General features: G+C 54.2%; 10 protein-coding genes. 7 read left to right on the top strand and 3 right to left on the bottom strand.

Features of this window, described 5'->3' with window-relative positions; translation table 11 throughout:
* Positions 1-304 precede the first annotated feature (304 nt).
* Together VGH19_12285 and VGH19_12280 are read left to right on the top strand one after the other, a co-directional pair.
* Positions 305-5,449, top strand: coding sequence for a hypothetical protein (locus VGH19_12285; GenBank protein HEY1172142.1), 5,145 nt, complete (start codon positions 305-307; stop codon positions 5,447-5,449).
* Positions 5,449-6,558, top strand: a complete 1,110-nt coding sequence (locus VGH19_12280) for a prenyltransferase/squalene oxidase repeat-containing protein (GenBank protein HEY1172141.1) — start codon at positions 5,449-5,451, stop codon at positions 6,556-6,558. Before VGH19_12285 ends, VGH19_12280 begins: the two co-directional genes overlap by 1 nt.
* 2 nt (positions 6,559-6,560) lie before the next feature.
* On the opposite strand, the gene VGH19_12275 is transcribed toward VGH19_12280, so the two are convergent.
* Together VGH19_12275 and tal are read right to left on the bottom strand one after the other, a co-directional pair.
* On the bottom strand, positions 6,561-7,013 hold the full coding sequence (locus VGH19_12275; GenBank protein HEY1172140.1) for a hypothetical protein: 453 nt from the start codon (positions 7,011-7,013) through the stop codon (positions 6,561-6,563).
* Positions 7,014-7,141: 128 nt separating this feature from the next.
* Positions 7,142-8,104, bottom strand: a complete 963-nt coding sequence (tal, locus tag VGH19_12270; GenBank protein ID HEY1172139.1) for a transaldolase — start codon at positions 8,102-8,104, stop codon at positions 7,142-7,144.
* Positions 8,105-8,568: 464 nt separating this feature from the next.
* On the opposite strand from tal, the gene VGH19_12265 reads away from it, so the two are divergent.
* The 5 genes from VGH19_12265 to VGH19_12245 all read left to right on the top strand — a co-directional run bounded on the left by VGH19_12265 (position 8,569) and on the right by VGH19_12245 (position 12,629).
* Positions 8,569-9,276 carry a hypothetical protein gene (locus VGH19_12265; GenBank protein ID HEY1172138.1) on the top strand — a complete coding sequence of 236 codons (708 nt, stop codon included), beginning with the start codon at positions 8,569-8,571 and terminating at the stop codon, positions 9,274-9,276.
* Between the two features lie 45 nt (positions 9,277-9,321).
* Complete coding sequence (locus tag VGH19_12260; GenBank protein HEY1172137.1) at positions 9,322-9,831, top strand: hypothetical protein; 510 nt, start codon at positions 9,322-9,324, stop codon at positions 9,829-9,831.
* A gap of 199 nt (positions 9,832-10,030) precedes the next feature.
* Positions 10,031-10,807, top strand: coding sequence for a hypothetical protein (locus tag VGH19_12255; GenBank protein HEY1172136.1), 777 nt, complete (start codon positions 10,031-10,033; stop codon positions 10,805-10,807).
* 44 nt (positions 10,808-10,851) lie between these two features.
* On the top strand, positions 10,852-11,793 hold the full coding sequence (locus tag VGH19_12250) for a PmoA family protein (GenBank protein HEY1172135.1): 942 nt from the start codon (positions 10,852-10,854) through the stop codon (positions 11,791-11,793).
* Positions 11,794-11,843: 50 nt separating this feature from the next.
* Positions 11,844-12,629 carry an EI24 domain-containing protein gene (locus VGH19_12245; protein HEY1172134.1) on the top strand — a complete coding sequence of 262 codons (786 nt, stop codon included), beginning with the start codon at positions 11,844-11,846 and terminating at the stop codon, positions 12,627-12,629.
* A 62-nt stretch (positions 12,630-12,691) separates the two neighbouring features.
* Here VGH19_12245 and VGH19_12240 read toward each other — a convergent pair whose 3' ends face one another.
* Entirely contained in the window at positions 12,692-13,885 is a 1,194-nt protein-coding gene (locus VGH19_12240) for an iron-containing alcohol dehydrogenase (GenBank protein ID HEY1172133.1), read from the bottom strand.
* Between the last annotated feature and the right edge of the window lie 50 nt (positions 13,886-13,935).

Genomic DNA, 13,935 nt, shown 5'->3' with positions numbered 1-13,935 from the left:
GTGATTCCAGCGGGAAGCGGGGTTTGTAACCGGATGGAAAGTGAAACATTGAACCTCCAATGGCCCAACATCGAATATCGAAAAGAGGGAGAATGGAGTCGTTAAAGAGAGAATTTTGTGCCGATGCAGCCGATATAGCCGATGGAAGGCTAACGGCAGCAAAAACTTTCAGGCAGATTGGAGACGTATGAAAGAACGGAACATGAACTTAAAATGACCGGTTCGAGGACGAAAACGACGACGATTGACCGCGCAAGATTACCGTTTCTTTTTGCCGGGAAATGTGGCTAATTCAATGAAGTCTATGTCCACCCAACTGAGCCCGGTCATTGTCCAGAAGCTGGAAGCGTTCAGCCGTCGCTGGCGGAAGCTTGTTTTGACACGTGGCGCCGCTGAAGGCGTGGTGAGTTTTTTGGGCGGCATGACAGTTGTGGCCTTGGTGGATCGTGTGGTGTTGATGCCGGAAGGCGCACGTTATTTTCTCAGTGTGGCGGTCTATGGGGCGACTGGTGCGGTAGTGTGGTTCGGTTGTTTACGTCATCTGCGCAAGGTGCCGAATCCGCGTGAAGTCGCCCGCATGGTGGAGAAGTTGAAGCCTGACCTGCGCGAAGACCTCATCTCCGCTGTGGAACTGGCCGATGCCGAGGCGGCACAATGGGACTCCCCTGTCTTCCGCAAACTCTTGCAAGAGGACGTGACGAAGCGGGTGGAGAAGATTGAGGTCGATGAACTGCTCCCCAACCGCCTCATCTCGCGCTGGCTGCTCGGCTCAGTAGCTGTGGTGATGTCTTGCGGTGTGTTGGCTTTGATGCCGGGTCTTGGTTTTTCACGCTTGATGGCTCGGGCAATGGCACCGATGGCGAATATCGAGCGTGTCTCCAACGTGAAGATCAAGTTGCTGGAGCCTTCCACCGGTGATGCGCCGGTGCCACGTGGCGACCCCATATCTTTCGCCGTGGAATTGGGCGGCCCTGAAGTGGAGCATGCTTACCTGGAGATCACGCAACCAGACGGCCGCAAAGAGCGCATCACGATGAATGCGGCGGGTGGGCACCGCTTCACAGCCACTGCAAACGTAGCGAATGAATCACTGGAATATCGTATCCGAGCAGGCGATGCGTTGACCCGTTCTTACAAGCTGAGCTCCCTGCCCCGTCCGCATGTGGCAAAGTTCCACAAGACTTATGAATTTCCCGCTTACGCGCAAATGCCTGCGCAAACCGTCAGCGAGGACAATGGCGACCTGACTGCGCTGGAAGGCAGCTCTGCAACGGTGAAGATCGCGGCTAATCAAAAGATCAAAGAAGGTTCGCTGCTTGTGGAGCAAGCAGGACGCAAGAGCGAGATACCGCTTACGCGTGTGACGGATAACGAGTGGTCTGCTGCCGTGCCGATGACTGCAGTGGGCACTTATACAGTGAAGCTGGTTTCTGCAGAAACAGGTTTCGAGAACAAGTTCAGCCCGCAGTATGAGATACGCCCGGCAGCCGATCTGCTGCCGCTCGTGAGCATCGAACAACCGGCCAAGGATCAGGTGCTGCCACCGGATGAAGTTTTGGATTTCACCGCGACCGCGAAGGATGACCTTGCCCTCACGCAAGTGAACCAGATGGTGAAGGTAAACGAAGGTCAATGGCAGATGATGCAATTGCTGACTGTGCGCACCAATGAAACCACCTTGGCGCGTAAATGGGATTTGCTCGATCTGAAGCTGGTGCCGGGTGATCGCGTGACAACAAAGATGGTCGCCGTGGACGTGAAGGGCAATCGCGCCGAGTCCGTTCCCATCACCTTGCAGATCAGTTCACCGGGCCTTGATCCGAAGCGTTTGAAGGCGATGCAGGCGCAACGTGAGTTCCTGCGCACCTTGGACAGCCTCGAACAGATCTCCCAGAATCTCCGCCAGATAGTAAGCAAGGATGGCGGACGTGATCTGAAACAAGGCGAAGCGCTCGCACGACAGCAAGTATTGAGCGGTGCGCGCTCAGCATTGGAAGAAGTAGACCGTCAACTCGCGCAGGTGGAGCAGCGCTTGAAAGAAGCGATTCCACAAGCAGCAGCCGGACGTGAAGCAGCCGATCTCTCGCTGGTGGGCCATGCTGTCAGTGCGTTCAAGAACGAGCACATCGCCCGGGCACGCATGGAATTCGAGCAACTGGCGGCGGCCAATACCGCTGAAGCTGCAAAGCTGGAGCCACGTGAACTGGTTGACCAGGTGAACCACGCTTATGGAGTGGCTGAGCGTACTTCCAAAGCGTTCAATGATATTCTGTCTTCCACAGAGGCCGGACTGACGCTCGCTACGTTGCAATATCTGAATGGCGAACAGCAGAAAGCCATCCAACCGTTGAACTCGGCTCCAAGCGATGCCGGGTTGCAAGAACGGCTGGCGCGACGTCAGGAAGGTGCCACGCGTGAAGCTCAAGTGGTGGGAAACTTGATGAAAGCCATGGGCGAGCATATGCCCAAGCATTATCTGGACCGCACCAAGGGGCTGCAGGAGAGCTTGGCAAAATCTCACACAGCGGTGGACAAGACACTGACGGAGAAAAAGACGAAGGATATTTTATGGGCGTCGCGTGAATTCCAGAAAGGACTGGAGAACACCACGCAGCAGTTCACCGGTTTTGAACAGGAACTGTCCCGCAATGCCATCAAGGCGCGTGAATATCTGGCGCAATTCGCCAAAAGCCCGCTCGACAAGCTAGATCGTGCGCGCAAGGCCGCCGAACAAGTGGCGCAGGACGAAAAGAAAGTCAACGAGCTGAAGGAAAAGAACAAACCGGCCGAGAAGGAAACGGCGAAGCTCGCAGAGAACAAAGAAAAACTGGAACGTGATTGGAAAGCGGCCACGGAGCAGCTCAAGGATCGCGCGAAATGGGAAGAGCTGCGGAAAGATGCGGATTCACAATTCGTCGCCGATGCTTCCAAAACAGCCCAAGCTTTGAGCGCGTTGCGGGCGGCGAACAGCAGTGAGACAAAAGCCCAGCAAACAGCCGCCAGCTTGAAGCAAATCCAGGAGGCGTATCAAAAACTGGAAGGTGCGCACACTCTCACCGAGCTGAACCAAGGAGCGCGGCAGATGGCGAATCAGGAGCGCTATGAGAGCAAGGAAATGGAAGCGACCACCCAGCGCACGAAGGATTGGGAGTGGTTGAACCAGAAGCTGCAAAATGCGCCGAAGGATTTAGAGAAGGCTCAGTTGTCCGAAGCTACGCGCAAAGCGGCTCAGCAAGCGGTGAACACGCCGCAAACGCAGGAGATCCAGCGCGAGATGAGCCAGCGGCAATCCCCCAACCGTCCGGCTGCTCCGCTCGCGAATGAATTTGAAAAACTGGCCTCGAACATCAAGCAGGCACAGGAAGCGGCGCAAAGCGAAGTAAACGAGGCGCGCAAGCAGATCGCGGCCACAGCTCCGAAGCTGAGCGAGATGATGGCCGGCCTGGCTGAAGACGCGAAGAAGCTGGAAGCGCAAACGCAACAAGCGGCGGAAAAAGGCGCGAGCAATGCTGCAGAGATGCAAGAGGTCACACGCAAGCAGCTGGCTGACCAGAAGGAACTCACGGAACAGGTGCAAGACCTGCAAGATGCGATTCGCCGTGATGCGAACGCACAGGACATCACCTCCAAGGAAGGTCGGGAGCGTTCCCGCGATGCGGATGATGCCGCAGCCATGCTTCGCGAACCTCCACCGAAAGCCGAAGCAGCCTTGCGTGAGGCCATGATGGCGCGCAATTCCGAAGATCAGAAGGCGTCCATGCAAGCCGCCGCTCAGCAGCAAAAGCAACTGACCAAGGCATTGCAACAGCTTGCGGAACATTATGAGAACGCGGAAGCGGGCAAGGCGGAACTAAGCCGTGCCGAGCTGCGCAAGAACGAAGAGGAACTGGGCATCAAAGGTGCGCTGGATTCCCAATACAACAAGGCGGAGCAATTGGCGCAGATGCAGCAGAAATCACCAGAGGAGCTCATCCGCGAACTGGAGAAGGAACTGACGACAAACGAGCCGATGCGCAAAGAGTTGGACAAGCTCGCAGATGTGTCACTGGAAGCCGCGAAGAACAGTCTGCAACGTGCGGCGCAAACGGAAGCAGACCTCGCAAAGTCTCTGGAAAACGTCACGAAAGCAAACGAGCAGCGCGGTTCTCTGGGCGAGCAGATGAAGCAGCTCGCACAACAGGCCGGACAATTGGGCAATCAGGATGTGCCAGCCATCCGTATGGATGCGGCGAGTTCACAAACGGATCTGAACAAGGAACTGGACCGCTCCTCCCAGGCTTTGCAGCAAGCTGCGAACAATGCTCCCAAGGATTTGAACCGGATCACACCGCAACAGGCGCAGCAGGCACAAGACCTCGTGAAGCCTTTGCAAGATGCGGCGAATGAGTTGCGCAACGCGGCTAACAAAGCCGATCAGACACTTAAGAAGACTTCTCCAACGGACGCAAAAGCGACCTCCGCACAGTCGGCAAAGAACAAATCGGAATCCGCCGCCAGCAAAGCACAGCAACTGGCTTCACAGGCACAAAAACTTGCGGACACGCTGAAGACGTTGGCCAATTCCAACAGCGGTGAGATGACTCGCGCAGCCCAGGCTCAAAAACCGCTGGCCGAAGACCTCACGATGGCAGGTGCAGACATTGCACGTTCCGGTCGTCATGAAGCGCGTCTAGGCACACAGCAAGGCGAGGCATTACAGAAGGTCGGCAAGCAGACGCAGGAACTCGGCGAACAGGCATTGCCCAAGACGGCAGAGCAATTGGCGAAAGCCGCTTCGGCCAATGAAGCAAAGCCAGCGGTAGATACTGCAAAGAACGCCGTTGAGGGGCAACTCAACGCTCTCAAGAGCGCGATGGCCAATGCCAGTTCCCCTGCCCCGGCGACCAAATCTACTGCCGCCCCAGACCTGCAAAGCGTGCTGCAAGAACTCGCTCCCGCTGAGTCGCAATGGAAAGCGCGTACTCTGGATCGTTTGGATCAAGCGATGAATTCGCCGAATTCTTCGCAACAGTCCGCACAACAACAAGGCCAGAGCGGACAATCTCAACAGCAACAGGGACAGAAAGGCCAGCAACAGAACGGTCAGGGCCAAGAAAGCCAGTCTGCTCAACAAGCAGCCCAGCAAGCCGCGCAACAGGCGATGGCCGATGCCGCGAAGGCGCAGCAGCAATCGATGGCGCAATCGCGAAATTCCGGCCAGACGCCGGGACTTTCACAGGATTCAGAATCGCCCGGCGACGGTATGCAAGGCGCTTTCAAAGCAGCGAAAGCATCCGACAACGCTAACTTGCCAGATGCCGAAGCGATGTGGACCGGTGAATGGGGCAAGCTGCCGCCAAAGATGGCGGAAGGATTGCTGGAGGCGCGCCGCGAGAATCTCTCAGGCGAGTATCGCACGATGGTAGAAACGTATTTCAAGGTGCTGGCCGAGCGCGCGAGGTCCAAATAATGAATTCACGTATCTGGGGAATGATTTTGGGTGTTTGGCTGGCAGCTTGCCCTGCTCTATTTGCGCAGCCAATCGCGAAGGATGATCCGATCGACGCATCGGTGAAGCGTGGTGTCGCCTATCTTGTCTCGGTTCAAAATGCCGAAGGCGCCTATCTCGATCCTGAGCGCGGCAATCAATACAGCAGTGTGATGAGCGCGCTGGCAGTGCTCTCCATGGCTTCCGTCGGCCATCAGCCAACGGATAAAACCCCTGAGGGATTATCCATGCGCAAGGGCATCGACTTTCTCTTACGCGCCGATCGCCAGCGGCAGGATGGATACTTCGGCAATACGGACAATTCGCGCATGTATGGTCATGGCATCATCACACTCGCTCTTTGCGAGATGCTCGGCATGGGCGTGGACGCTTCGCAAGACAAGCTCTTGCGCGAGCGTTGTCAAAAATCGATCGAGCTCATTTTGCGTTCACAACGCGTGAAGAAACACAGCCCGCGCTTCGACGGTGGCTGGCGTTATACACCGGAGTCTGGTGATGCCGATCTTTCCGTGACCATCTGGCAACTGCTTTCGTTGCGGTCGGCGAAGAACGCTGGATTGCCAGTACCGAAAGAGGCGATCGATGCGGCGGTGGAATACTTGAAACAGAGCTACAAATCCGAGCGCGATGAACGTGGTCTGCCTAAGGATATGAAGAGCGGATTTGCCTATCAACCTGGTGGCAGTCCCGAGTTTGCAACGACAGCAGCGGGTCTGCTCGCCTTGCAGATTTGTGGCGAATACAACGCTCCAGAAGTCATCGGATCATCCGATTGGCTGCTCGACATGACGGAAGGCGGTGGCCCGCGCAAGCATCGCATCCAATACACCCAGCGCTGGTTTTTCTACGGACTCTATTACTTCTCCCAAGGCATGCAGAAGCGCGGCGGTGTCTACGCGAACGAAGCAAAGGACATCGTGGAGAAAATGCTGATCACGAACCAGCAACAGGACGGTTCATGGATCAGCGGCGACGGTCAGGAGCGCAATGCGGGGAAGGTTTACAGCACATCTCTCGCGATTCTCTGTTTCGCGGTGAAGTATCACTATCTGCCGATCTACCAAAACTGACCTCACAACGGCTCAATGTTCGGCGGAGTGTAGCGAAGATCGATCAGGTCCAGATGATTTTGAAATCTCTTTGGGGAACTCATTAATGATTCCGGAGCGTATGTGGATGGCATCTTCCATTGCCGATACAATATGCTCTTGCTAGGCGCAGTTTGCCCCTCATTGACCCGCCATTGCACATTGAATCCTTGGCTTTCCATTTTCTCCACTATCTCTTTGGGGAAATAACTCGGGAACTTGTCTGGTGAGGATTGAAGGGACACCTGCTGTCGCTGCTCCAACGCCGTCATATAGGTTGACTTGAATTGGCTCATCGCCTTTTCCATCGCTTCTCGCTCTCTAATATCTGCTCTTTCTTTTACAACAACCGCAGGCTCATTTAACGAATACCCGATCGCCATACCCACGGCCAAGCCGATGCCGAGCATCGCAAAAGACGTCTTCTTCGTGTTCATAGGGAATAATGCCTGCTTGTTTCTCAAACACCAATACGCCTCACCAGCGGATTTGTCTAGTGGCGAGATTTAACGCAAAAAGGGCGGCCAACATTGGCCGCCCTTCCCTGCAAATATTTCAGTAACTTTTACTGGAACTTCGTCACCAGGAACTTCTCCAGCTTGATCGAGTCCGCAGCGAAGAGGCGGATGCCTTCGGAAAGCTTCTCCGTGGCCATCGCGTCTTCGTTGTGCATCCAGCGGAATGCCTTCTCATCCAACGTAACCTTCTTCAGGTCGCTGGCGTTCGCGGCTTCCGTCGTCAGCTTGCGAGAGACCGAGCCGTTTGTTTTATGCATCTCTTCCAGCAGTGCCGGGCTAATGGTCAGCAAGTCGCAACCGGCCAGTTCTAAAATTTCGCCCACATTACGGAAGCTCGCGCCCATGACCTCAGTCTTGTAGCCGTACTTCTTGTAGTAGTTGTAGATCTTCGTCACGGAAACAACGCCCGGATCTTCCGCAGCTGCATAGTTGTCCTTGCCGGAGTTCTTCTTGTGCCAGTCGAGGATGCGACCGACGAACGGTGACACCAGTTGCACACCTGCTTCCGCGCAAGCCACAGCTTGGGCGAAGGAGAAGAGCAACGTCAGATTGCAGTTGATGCCAGACTTCTTCAGTTCAGCGGCCGCCTGCACGCCTTCCCAAGTCGTCGCGAGCTTGATGAGGATGCGATCCTTCGAGATGCCCGCCTTTGTGTAGCTCTCGATGAGCGAGTGTGCCTTGGCGACGGACGCCGCCTTGTCAAAGCTCAGGCGCGCGTCCACTTCCGTGGAAACGCGATGGGGCACGATCTTCAAGATCTCCAAACCGAACGCCACCGCCAGCTTGTCCATCGCCAGCTCGAGATTCGGGTTCACGCCCGAGGATTCCTTCTTCGTCTCCGCGATCACGCGGTTCACGATGTCCTGATACTCATCCATCTGCGCCGCCTTCAGGATAAGGGAAGGATTCGTCGTTGCATCACGAGGTTGGTACTTGCGGATACTGGCAAAGTCACCGGTGTCAGCCACGATCAGGCTGAACTGTTTCATCTGAGAAAGTAAGTCGCTCATAAATTCAAACGTTAGGGGTGCTAAGAGTCCTCCACTTACCCGGCATTGCAAGTCAGATATCAAAAAAGTGGCATCCAATCCACGCATGATTTTCCCCAGAAGAATTCATACGTGAAACCCGGTAGAAGTGTCCAGAATTTAAACACAAAAATCAATATTTAAACCGTATCACTCACAAAAACAGAGCTTAAAAGCCCTATCGTAGAGCCTTAAAGACCAGTGCCACAATAGCAATATTTGTTCTCTAAATAGGCTTTTCTCAACTACTTACAAATGCAATATATTTAAACAAGTAGTGGGTGCTCAGGTTTCGTTAATACTTGGGTCCAAGAACCATGTCTCAAATAAGTTCCATTTTAAGACAGACGACGAAGTGCTTCAAAAAGGTACTTTGGGTGATATGCGCCGCTGTACTTTTGAGTATCGTTCAGCCCGTTAGAGCCGTAGTACTTGACTGGAGTAATGTGACTTGGACTCCAGGCTCCTTGACCGGTTCTTTTGACATCGACTCCAGCAATCCCGGCAATGACGTGACAGTAACCATATCAGGTAATACTTCACGTTTTTTTAGCAGTAGCTATCCTCAAGTCACAGACGATTTTTCAGGCGGCATCAGCCCGTTACCTGATCAATTGGATTTGTACGTCAATTTTGCAAACACCTCTGAATCCATCACTGTCACGGTTACCTTCCATTACGTAGGGGGAGTAAGCGATGTGAATTTCACTCTTTTCGATGTTGATACGGGCAGTGTCACCGGCACCACCAAAGGCAAAGACCCCGTAGACATCCGCGGCTTTGTGGATCAAGTCCGCGCAATAACCGCAATCGCAACCAACAACACCTTGGTGGCACCGACAATCTCCGTTTCCAATACCACCTACACGCAACTCTCCGGATCGGGCACCAACCAGGCAGTAACGGGTCAAAATGTAGCAGGCGACTTTACCAGTCAGGGCAGTGTGAATGTCTCCTTTGGCACCAACACTATTTCCAGCTTCACATTCACATACGGACAAGGCCCAAACAGCGAAACCGACCCCTTCGCCCAGGGTATCGGCTTATATGACATCAATTACAAGCCTAAGGTTCCTGAATTTCATCCCGGTTTGATCGCCGGCGCCTTCTGTCTTTTGATCGCTGCATTTCGGATACCACGGTGGTTTGCCTGAAAATTTATCGCCCAAGCCCAGACACACAAACCTCAACACACAATCATGAACCAGCTCAAATCCATGTTCCTGCGCTCACTGGCGCTGCTGGCCTTTGCAGGAGGCCTGTTGTTTACGCAGATGTCCCACGCCCAAGTCTTGCTTGCCTCTTATCCTTTGATGGCAGGTCAGCATGAAGCCGCTGGCTTCGTCGTCGTTTCCGGCGATGAAACCAATATATACGTCCGCTACACAACAAGTGAAGGTTGGTCATTGAAAGAAACCCACTTGGCTGTGGAAGCTGATTTCGCCAGCATCCCGCAAACAGGGAGCGGCAACGTCAAAATTGGCCGTTTTGAATTCGGCGAATCTTTGAACGGTGCCACAACCGCCCTCTACACGATTCCTCGTTCCGGAATCGGTTCTCTCAACTTCTTTGTAGCTTCTCACGCAGTGGTTGAACGGACCAGCGGCAGTCGCGAGACAGCTTGGGCTGGGCCCTTGGAATTTAGCGGGAAGAACTGGGCAACCTATTTCTTCGTCAATGGCGGCAGTGAAGAACCTCCCAACCGGTAAGCCAGTTCGGAAAAAATCATCACAGAATGCAAAGCAGCCCTTATTAGGGGCTGCTTTTTTTATTGAGTCAAACTGAGCGGGTCTCTTCTAAGTAGAATTGCCAAGAACACCTTAAAAACACCACCAAACGACTCTATTTATTTGCCAAACTGCTCTATATAAGCATAATTAACTCAACTCCATAAAAACGAGTTGATGTATGAGAAGAACTTTAAAAAAGACCATCATCTGCCTGCTACTTTTAGCCATAACAAACTTATATTCAGCAAGTTACGCCATAGTTTTAGATTGGAACAATGTGACTTGGACCCCGGGCTCACTTTCCACTTCCTACGATATCGACCCTGCCAACGCTGGTAACGACATCACCATCACTATTACCGGAGATACTGCTCGTTTCATCGAGGACCGCCCTGAAATCACCACCGATTTCACCGGGGGATTCGGATCCTCACCAACACCCAACAATTTGGAATTGTGGGCGGATTTCAATAATGTGAACCAGTCCGTTACTGTCACCGTCACTTTCAACTATGTCGGCGGTGTGAACGATGTGAATTTCCTGCTATTTGATGTCGATACCGGCTCCGGCGGTGGCACCAAGACGTTCATTGATCAAGTCCGTGACATTGTCGCCGTTGGCACGGGAGGGGGACTCATTGCCCCTACCATCACCACTTCAGGCAACAACTCCAAATCAGGCACCGGCACAAACCAAGTTGTGAGCGGTACAGCCGAGAACCCGAACAACTCAGGCTCTGGCAATGTCGGCATCAATTTCGGAACCAATTACATCACCAGTTTTACTTTCGAATACGGCAATGCTTCCTCTGGTGTGCAGAAAAATCCCGACTCTCAAAGCATTGGCATTTACGATATCAATTATAAACCCAAAGTTCCGGAGTTTCACCCTGGAGTTGTGGCCGCAGTCGTTTGTCTGACCCTGGTCGGCCTGCGGCGCGTGTTCACCGGTTAGCCTTTTGCTTCCCTTCCCTCAGCGCTTTCATCACGATGTCCGGCATGAATCTCCGGAACGCGCTCGGTCTGCTCAGCCTGTTTGCCATCTCTTCCGTCAGCCAAAGTTCGGAAGTCCCCATCATGCAGGCCCTGCCCCTGCCCTACGATCAAGTCTCTTTCCAGCGGGATGGCCAGGAGGTCGCCCGCTACCATTTCGGCAAGGACTTGCGCCGCCCGTTCATCTATCCGGTCATCGGTCCTGCTGGTCGCTCGCTCACGCGGATGGGCCATCCGCAAGACCCGCACGGTCACCGTCATCACAACTCCCTCTGGATCACGCATCATGACGTGAACGGTCAGTCCTTTTGGGCGGATGCGAATGCCGGCCAGATCATCCATCAACGGGTGGAGAAGCTGGAGGACAGCGATACAGAAGCCGCAGTCACCACCATCAATCACTGGGTCAGCACGAACAATCAGGTGCTCATGATCGAAACACGCCGCACCGCCGTCGTCGCCTTGCCAAAGAAAGAATGGCTGCTGCTCATCGATCTCAAGTTCGAACCCAAGGGGAAAGATGTTGTATTCGGCAAAACCTCCTTCGGCCCCATCGGCACTCGCATGGCCAAGACCATCGGCGTGAATGATGGCGGCGGGCTCATGCGCAATTCCGAGGGCGGTGTGAATGAGAAGGAAATTTTCTGGAAGCCGGCCAAATGGGTGGACTACTCCGGCAACATCACCTCCAAGGCCAAAGAAGGCATCACCCTCATGGATCACCCGATCAATCCCGGGCATCCTTGCGAATGGCATGTGCGCAATGACGGCTGGATGGGAGCCTCAGTCAGCTTCGATGGTCCGTTGACCATCCCCGTTGGCAAACCTTTGCGCCTACGCTATGGGCTTTATGTGCATGACGGAGTGCCCAGCTCGAAGAAGCTGGAGGATCAATGGATAACCTTCTCCGTATTGCCCCTCGCCGATCTCGAGCCAAAGGAAAAGTGATGCCCGGTTTGTAATCGTCACCGTGTTCACTTGGATTAAGCTGCCTTCGCATGAGCAAATTGAAGGAATTCACGGCCGGATTTCGCTGCCATTTGCGTGGGCACCGGCTAGTAATGACGCATAAGCTCTGGCGCTTCATCATCATCCCCGGCTTGCTAAGTTTGCTCTATTTCCCTTTCGTAATCTGGGCAACATTTCATGGATTAAGACCCGTCTCCCGCTACCTGCACGAAAACTGGATACCAGGTTTTTTGCAGTCTGCCTTCACTTTGGAAATTCTGACTCTCATGGTTTGGCTGCTCGGCGTTTACGCAGGATTCATGCTGTTCCGCAACGCCATCATGGTAATCTGCTCACCTTTGCTCAGTCATATTTCCGAGATCGTGGAAAAAGTCTCTGGTGGTGTAGAAGCACCGAAGTTCACTTGGGAAGGCACCGGGAAAGAGATTTTTCGCGCCAGTGTCCTTAGCCTTTTATCTCTGACCATATCCCTCATCGTCTTCGTATTCTGTCTCGTCATCGGCATCATTCCGCTATTAGGTGCTGTCGTTTCGTTCCTCATCATGAGCCTGGTCCAGATGTATCTCGCAGGCGTAGGTTTTGCCGATCCTGCATTGGAGCGTCGCCAATACAGCATTGGCAGCACACTGAAATTCACCCGCAAGCATCGCCCGCGATTGATGGGTGTGGGCCTTGGTTTCTTGATGCTGCTGGCAGTCCCCGTCTTCGGCTGGTTCATCGCTCCCAGCTACGGCGTCATCGCCGGAACCCTCGCAGTCTTGGATTTAATAGAAGAAGAAAAGAAGAACCGCAAACCGCCTGTTATGCCCATCTGACACCCGTCATTCGGTATTGCCATTAAACCCTGGCCTGCTGGTGCAACCGGCTTCCTTGGTCATTACCCCTGGTCGCCATCACTCCGCCGCTCAAATCCCTGTTCGTAAAGCTTCTTAAAATCCGCTGCGGTGATCGCACGCGGATTGAAATTCGCAGTCCACTGCTTCGCCGCCTCCTCCGATAGCAAAGACAGATCATCCGCCGTCACGCCGCATTCACCCAAAGTCCGCGGCATCTTGGAAAGATTCAGCAAGGCATCCAGCCGTGCAATGAGCGCTTCCAAGGCCTGCTCTTTGCCATCCTTCAACTTGGCCAGTTCTGCATTGGAAGCCAACTCCGCATAAGCCTGCAATGCCTCCGGCTCCGCGGCATTGAACCGCACGATGAGCGGCAACATCATGCCCACCGCTTGCCCGTGCACGATGTTGAAATGCGCCGTGAGCGGATTCGCCGCCGAATGCGCCGCCCCCAGCATGCTGTTCTCGATCGCGATACCGGCATAAGCGGCACCCAACAACATGCGCCCGCGCGCTTCCACGTCATCCGGATTGGAAAGCACCCGTGGCAGACTCGGCACCAGCAACCGGAAGGCACCGAAAGAATACATGAGCGAAAACGGATTTCGCTTCTTCGTCACCGCCGTTTCCACCGCATGAGCGATCGCATCAATGCCCGTGAATGCCGTCACGCGCGGCGGCATGGAAACTGTCAGAGCAGGATCAAGGATGGCCACTTTCGCCGCCGCCTTCGGGTCTAGGCACGCCATCTTGTTATGCGTCTCTTCATCCGCGATGAGTGCCGCACATTGACATTCACTGCCTGTGCCTGCTGTGGTGGGAATCGCGATGAGCGGCAGCATCGGCTTCGTTGCCTTGCCTACGCCCCAATAATCTTTCATCTGGCCGCCATTGGTCAGCAGGAAGTTCGCGCCCTTGGCCGTATCCATGGAGCTGCCACCGCCAAGGCCCACGATCAGATCCACCTTGGCTTCACGGGCGACCGCGAGACACAGGTCCACATCCTTCGTCGTAGGATTTTCATGGACCTTGTCGTAGATGACCACGGACTCCGCGTGTTTGCGCAGGCTGTCTGTCACACGTTGAGCATGACCAGCCTTCACGATGCCGCCATCCGTCACCAACAGGATGCGCTTGCCGCCCAGTTCGGCCGCAAGTTCACCCACGCGGTCCACCGTGTTCACACCATAGACGAGGCGTGTGCGGGGCTGAAAATCAAAAGCGGCTTGGCTGGTCATCTGGGTTTAAATTTTACGAATGTCAGACGCTTCGCCAAGTCCTCACGTTC

This window comes from Verrucomicrobiia bacterium (genome assembly GCA_036405135.1).
Classification (GTDB): Bacteria; Verrucomicrobiota; Verrucomicrobiia; order Limisphaerales; family JAEYXS01; genus JAEYXS01.
Note: the sequence above shows the minus strand (reverse complement) of the source record. Positions and strands in the feature narration are given on the sequence as shown.

Excerpts from the sequence above, each read along its gene's own strand:
- VGH19_12285 (HEY1172142.1), top strand. The coding sequence starts at position 305 with ATGTCCACCCAACTGAGCCCGGTCATTGTCCAGAAGCTGGAAGCGTTC.
- VGH19_12280 (HEY1172141.1), top strand. The coding sequence starts at position 5,449 with ATGAATTCACGTATCTGGGGAATGATTTTGGGTGTTTGGCTGGCAGCT.
- VGH19_12275 (HEY1172140.1), bottom strand. The coding sequence starts at position 7,013 with ATGAACACGAAGAAGACGTCTTTTGCGATGCTCGGCATCGGCTTGGCC.
- tal (HEY1172139.1), bottom strand. The coding sequence starts at position 8,104 with ATGAGCGACTTACTTTCTCAGATGAAACAGTTCAGCCTGATCGTGGCT.
- VGH19_12260 (HEY1172137.1), top strand. The coding sequence starts at position 9,322 with ATGAACCAGCTCAAATCCATGTTCCTGCGCTCACTGGCGCTGCTGGCC.
- VGH19_12255 (HEY1172136.1), top strand. The coding sequence starts at position 10,031 with ATGAGAAGAACTTTAAAAAAGACCATCATCTGCCTGCTACTTTTAGCC.
- VGH19_12250 (HEY1172135.1), top strand. The coding sequence starts at position 10,852 with ATGAATCTCCGGAACGCGCTCGGTCTGCTCAGCCTGTTTGCCATCTCT.
- VGH19_12245 (HEY1172134.1), top strand. The coding sequence starts at position 11,844 with ATGAGCAAATTGAAGGAATTCACGGCCGGATTTCGCTGCCATTTGCGT.
- VGH19_12240 (HEY1172133.1), bottom strand. The coding sequence starts at position 13,885 with ATGACCAGCCAAGCCGCTTTTGATTTTCAGCCCCGCACACGCCTCGTC.